General features: G+C 63.5%; 3 rRNA genes. All 3 read left to right on the top strand.

From position 1 onward, the window contains the following. Positions 1 to 280: 280 nt before the first annotated feature. The 3 genes from I2E13_RS10810 (at position 281) to rrf (ending at position 5,420) form a co-directional block, all read left to right on the top strand. Positions 281 to 1,786 (top strand): 16S ribosomal RNA (locus tag I2E13_RS10810). 398 nt (positions 1,787 to 2,184) lie between these two features. Then, a 23S ribosomal RNA gene (locus I2E13_RS10805) occupies positions 2,185 to 5,158 on the top strand. Between the two features lie 146 nt (positions 5,159 to 5,304). Beyond that, a 5S ribosomal RNA gene (rrf, locus tag I2E13_RS10800) occupies positions 5,305 to 5,420 on the top strand. The 16S, 23S and 5S rRNA genes sit together here, the layout of an rRNA operon. The last annotated feature ends 21 nt before the right edge of the window (positions 5,421 to 5,441 follow it).

Below are 5,441 nucleotides of genomic sequence, written 5' to 3'. Positions count from 1 at the left end.
CGGTCTGGCAATATATCTCCTTGCCGCGCGGCCCGGTCGGACCGGATCAGCCGCCAGGCGTGCACCTTGAGAACCGGATACTGCGAGGATGGACACATTCAGTGTCGCATCCGGGCAGACATCGAACCATTTGAAATGGTCTAACTTGGATTTGTTTTTCGCAAGGCCGCCGAGAGGCGGCCCCGAGAAATTCCTTTTCCTATACTAAAACCATATGAATCGAACGGAACCGATCAGCGATGAACTGAGAGGACCGGACGGGCTCGAAGCCCAAATATTTTGGACGGAGAGTTCGATCCTGGCTCAGGATGAACGCTGGCGGCGCGCCTAACACATGCAAGTCGAACGGCACCCACCTTCGGGTGGAAGCGAGTGGCGAACGGCTGAGTAACACGTGGAGAACCTGCCCCCTCCCCCGGGATAGCCGCCCGAAAGGACGGGTAATACCGGATACCCCGGGGTGCCGCATGGCACCCCGGCTAAAGCCCCGACGGGAGGGGATGGCTCCGCGGCCCATCAGGTAGACGGCGGGGTGACGGCCCACCGTGCCGACAACGGGTAGCCGGGTTGAGAGACCGACCGGCCAGATTGGGACTGAGACACGGCCCAGACTCCTACGGGAGGCAGCAGTGGGGAATCTTGCGCAATGGGGGGAACCCTGACGCAGCGACGCCGCGTGCGGGACGGAGGCCTTCGGGTCGTAAACCGCTTTCAGCAGGGAAGAGTCAAGACTGTACCTGCAGAAGAAGCCCCGGCTAACTACGTGCCAGCAGCCGCGGTAATACGTAGGGGGCGAGCGTTATCCGGATTCATTGGGCGTAAAGCGCGCGTAGGCGGCCCGGCAGGCCGGGGGTCGAAGCGGGGGGCTCAACCCCCCGAAGCCCCCGGAACCTCCGCGGCTTGGGTCCGGTAGGGGAGGGTGGAACACCCGGTGTAGCGGTGGAATGCGCAGATATCGGGTGGAACACCGGTGGCGAAGGCGGCCCTCTGGGCCGAGACCGACGCTGAGGCGCGAAAGCTGGGGGAGCGAACAGGATTAGATACCCTGGTAGTCCCAGCCGTAAACGATGGACGCTAGGTGTGGGGGGACGATCCCCCCGTGCCGCAGCCAACGCATTAAGCGTCCCGCCTGGGGAGTACGGCCGCAAGGCTAAAACTCAAAGGAATTGACGGGGGCCCGCACAAGCAGCGGAGCATGTGGCTTAATTCGAAGCAACGCGAAGAACCTTACCAGGGCTTGACATATGGGTGAAGCGGGGGAGACCCCGTGGCCGAGAGGAGCCCATACAGGTGGTGCATGGCTGTCGTCAGCTCGTGTCGTGAGATGTTGGGTTAAGTCCCGCAACGAGCGCAACCCCCGCCGCGTGTTGCCATCGGGTGATGCCGGGAACCCACGCGGGACCGCCGCCGTCAAGGCGGAGGAGGGCGGGGACGACGTCAAGTCATCATGCCCCTTATGCCCTGGGCTGCACACGTGCTACAATGGCCGGTACAGAGGGATGCCACCCCGCGAGGGGGAGCGGATCCCGGAAAGCCGGCCCCAGTTCGGATTGGGGGCTGCAACCCGCCCCCATGAAGTCGGAGTTGCTAGTAATCGCGGATCAGCATGCCGCGGTGAATGCGTTCCCGGGCCTTGTACACACCGCCCGTCACACCACCCGAGTCGTCTGCACCCGAAGTCGCCGGCCCAACCGAGAGGGGGGAGGCGCCGAAGGTGTGGAGGGTGAGGGGGGTGAAGTCGTAACAAGGTAGCCGTACCGGAAGGTGCGGCTGGATCACCTCCTTTCTAGGGAGACACATTCTTAGAGAGAAAACACTTTAACTCGAATAGAGGGCAGGAGCCCGTCCGGTAGATGTCCGCCAGGATGATTCCCCGCAGCACCCGGTCCCCGGGGTCGCACCCGCGTACCTTGAGAGCCGCATAGCGATAGGAGAGAGATGGAAGATCATTCTTCCAGACTCGATTCTTTTCTGCGATTTATCAGACAGAATGATAGCAATCATTCATCCGATCCAAACAAGAAGAATTCACTTATTAATGAGTGAGGAGCATCTGATCGCGAGCACAGTCAAGACTGTGCCGCGGTATGAGATACCCGAATTGCGACATACGAGCGCTATTCATGATATCGATTAATTGACTTAATTAGCGACACGTGGATATCCCGCGGGCCCGATGCGGTCCCGCAAGATACCACGGGCGCACGGCGGATGCCTTGGCACAGGGAGCCGATGAAGGACGCGGCAAGCTGCGATAATCCCCGGCGAGGAGCACACATCCTTCGACCCGGGGGTCTCCGAATGGGCGAACCCATGCACAGCAGTGTGCATATCCCCACCCCGAACACATAGGGGCGGGGAGGACAACCCGGGGAACTGAAACATCTAAGTACCCGGAGGAGAGGAAATCAATCTCGAGACTCCCCGAGTAGCGGCGAGCGAAAGGGGACCGATGGCCAAACCGTCGAGCGGGCATACCCGGCAGGGGTTCCGCCGACGGGGTTGCAGGGCCGCGCATCCGGGGGCTGCCGCCCCCGGGCGCAGGTCCGGCTGGGGAGCGGAACGGCATGGGAGGGCCGGCCGCAGCGGGTGACAGCCCCGTACGCGAACCCAGACCGGACGGCGCGACGCGGTCCCTGAGTAGGGCCGGGCACGTGAAACCCGGTCCGAACCTGGGTGGACCACCATCCAAGCCTGAGTACTACCCTGTGACCGATAGCGCACCAGTACCGTGAGGGAAAGGTGAAAAGCACCCCGGGAGGGGAGTGAAACAGTACCTGAAACCGTGCGCCCACGAGCAGTCGGAGCACCCATGTGGTGTGACGGCGTGCCTTTTGTAGAATGAGCCAGCGAGTCGCTGGCGCGGGGCGAGGTTAACCGAAAGGGAGCCGGAGCGAAAGCGAGCCTTAACAGGGCGACTTGAGTCCCGCGCCGCGGACGCGAAGCCGGGTGAGCTATCCGTGGGCAGGCTGAAGCGGGGGTAAGACCCCGTGGAGGGCCGAACGCACGTCGGTTGAAAACGGCGGCGATGACCTGCGGATAGGGGTGAAAGGCCAATCAAACCCGGAGATATCTCGTTCTCCCCGAAATAGCTTTAGGGCTAGCGTCGCGCGTTCACCGCCGGAGGTAGAGCACCGGATGGACGAGGGGGCTTCGCCGCCTACCGAATCCAACCGAACTCCGAATGCCGGCGGCCCAGAGCGCGGCAGTCAGAGCATGTGGGCTAAGCTGTGTGCTCGAGAGGGAAACAGCCCGGACCGCCCGCTAAGGTCCCCAAGTTCCAGCCGAGTGGCAAAGGATGTGCGTCCGCCCAGACAACCAGGATGTTGGCTTAGAAGCAGCCATCCATTCAAAGAGTGCGTAACAGCTCACTGGTCGAGTGGACATGCGCCGACAATACACGGGGCTAAGCTGGACACCGAAGCGGCGGGATTTTGATTTACAGAATCGGTAGGGGAGCTTCCCATGGGCGGGGAAGCCGCCGGGCGACCGGCGGTGGAGCGCATGGGAGTGAGAATGCTGGCATGAGTAGCGAGAGACGAGAGAGTAACTCGTCCGCCGTGAACCCGAGGTTTCCTGGGCAAGGCTAATCCTCCCAGGGTCAGTCGGGGGCTAAGGCGAGGCCGGAAGGCGTAGCCGACGCGCAGCAGGCAGACATTCCTGCACCGCGCACGCGGCGCTACGACCGACGGGGCGACGGATGGGGGTGGCTCGGCGGGGTTCTGGACGTCCCCGTGATGGAGCGCGGCCCGCGGACCAGGGAAATCCGGTCCGCACGAGGGCGAGGCTCCGGACGAAGCATCTGAGCGAAGCGAGTGAGCCCGAGGTCCCTAGAAAAACCCCTAGGCAGGCGCGTGCGCGCCCGTACCGCAAACCGACACAGGTGGGTGGGTAGAACATACCGAGGCGATCGGGTCAACCATGGTCAAGGAACTCGGCACAATGGCCCCGTAACTTCGGGAGAAGGGGTGCCCGCGCGTACGTGAACGGACTTGCTCCGGGAGCGGAGGCGGGCCGCAGTGGAGAGGCCCAAGCGACTGTTTACCAAAAACACAGGACTCTGCAGAAGCCGCAAGGCGACGTATAGGGTCTGACGCCTGCCCGGTGCCGGAAGGTCACGCGGAGGAGTTAGCCGATTCGGCGAAGCCCCGAAGCCAAGCCCCGGTAAACGGCGGCCGTAACTATAACGGTCCTAAGGTAGCGAAATTCCTTGTCGGGTAAGTTCCGACCTGCACGAAAGGCGCAACGACTTGGGCGCTGTCTCGACCATGGACCCGGTGAAATTGCACTGGTCGTGAAGATGCGACTTACCCGCGGAAGGACGGAAAGACCCCGTGAACCTTCACTGCAGCTTGGCATTGGCCGCTGGTCCCGCGTGTAGAGGATAGGCAGGAGGCATCGATCCGGAGGCGCCAGCCCCCGGGGAGCCGCCCTTGGAATACTGCCCTCGCGCGACCGGCGTCCTAACCCGAGGCCGTCAACCGGCTCGGGGACCGTGCCAGGCGGGCAGTTTGACTGGGGCGGTCGCCTCCTAAAGGGTAACGGAGGCGCGCGAAGGTCCGCTCGGGACGGTCGGCAACCGTCCTTTTGAATGCAAGAGTACAAGCGGGCTTGACTGCGAGGCCCACAAGCCGAGCAGGTGCGAAAGCAGGCTCTAGTGATCCGGCGGCCCCGAGTGGGTGGGCCGTCGCTCAACGGATAAAAGGTACTCCGGGGATAACAGGCTGATCTTGCCCAAGAGTCCACATCGACGGCAAGGTTTGGCACCTCGATGTCGGCTCATCGCATCCTGGGGCTGGAGCAGGTCCCAAGGGTACGGCTGTTCGCCGTTTAAAGCGGTACGCGAGCTGGGTTCAGAACGTCGTGAGACAGTTCGGTCCCTATCCTCCGTGGGCGCAGGAGAATCGATGGAGGCTGCCCCCAGTACGAGAGGACCGGGGTGGACGCACCTCCGGTGAACCGGTTGTCGACCAACGGCACGGCCGGGTAGCCGCGTGCGGCGCGGATAACCGCTGAAGGCATCTAAGCGGGAAGCCGTTCCAGGGATTAGTTCTCCTTCCGGTAAGGGCCCAGGTAGACTACCTGGTCGATAGACGGCAGGTGCAAGGACGGCGACGTCCTCAGCCGAGCCGCACTAATCGCCCGAGCTCTTCCGGAACCGCACCTCGCGGCCCGCGGGACCCAGCGCTCATGCGCGCGGTCCGGGCACGAGGATGCCCCCGAGTCACCTCCCCTATGCGCCATGCGGCCCCCAGGGCACGTAGATGAGACCCAGGACACCGTAACGGTGGGCGCCGCCCACCGGTCAGCGGCCAGAGCATGGGGGGCACGCCCGGTCCCGTTCCGAACCCGGAAGCTAAGCCCCATCGCGCCGAGAGTACTGCGGGGCCAGCCCGTGGGAGGCCAGGGCGCCGCTGACCGGTGGACGGCACCGAGCCGTC

The organism is Collinsella aerofaciens, assembly GCF_015554145.1.
Taxonomy (GTDB): domain Bacteria; phylum Actinomycetota; class Coriobacteriia; order Coriobacteriales; family Coriobacteriaceae; genus Collinsella; species Collinsella aerofaciens_AA.
The sequence above is the reverse complement of the archived record's forward strand: the minus strand, read 5'-3'. Positions and strand labels throughout refer to the sequence as shown.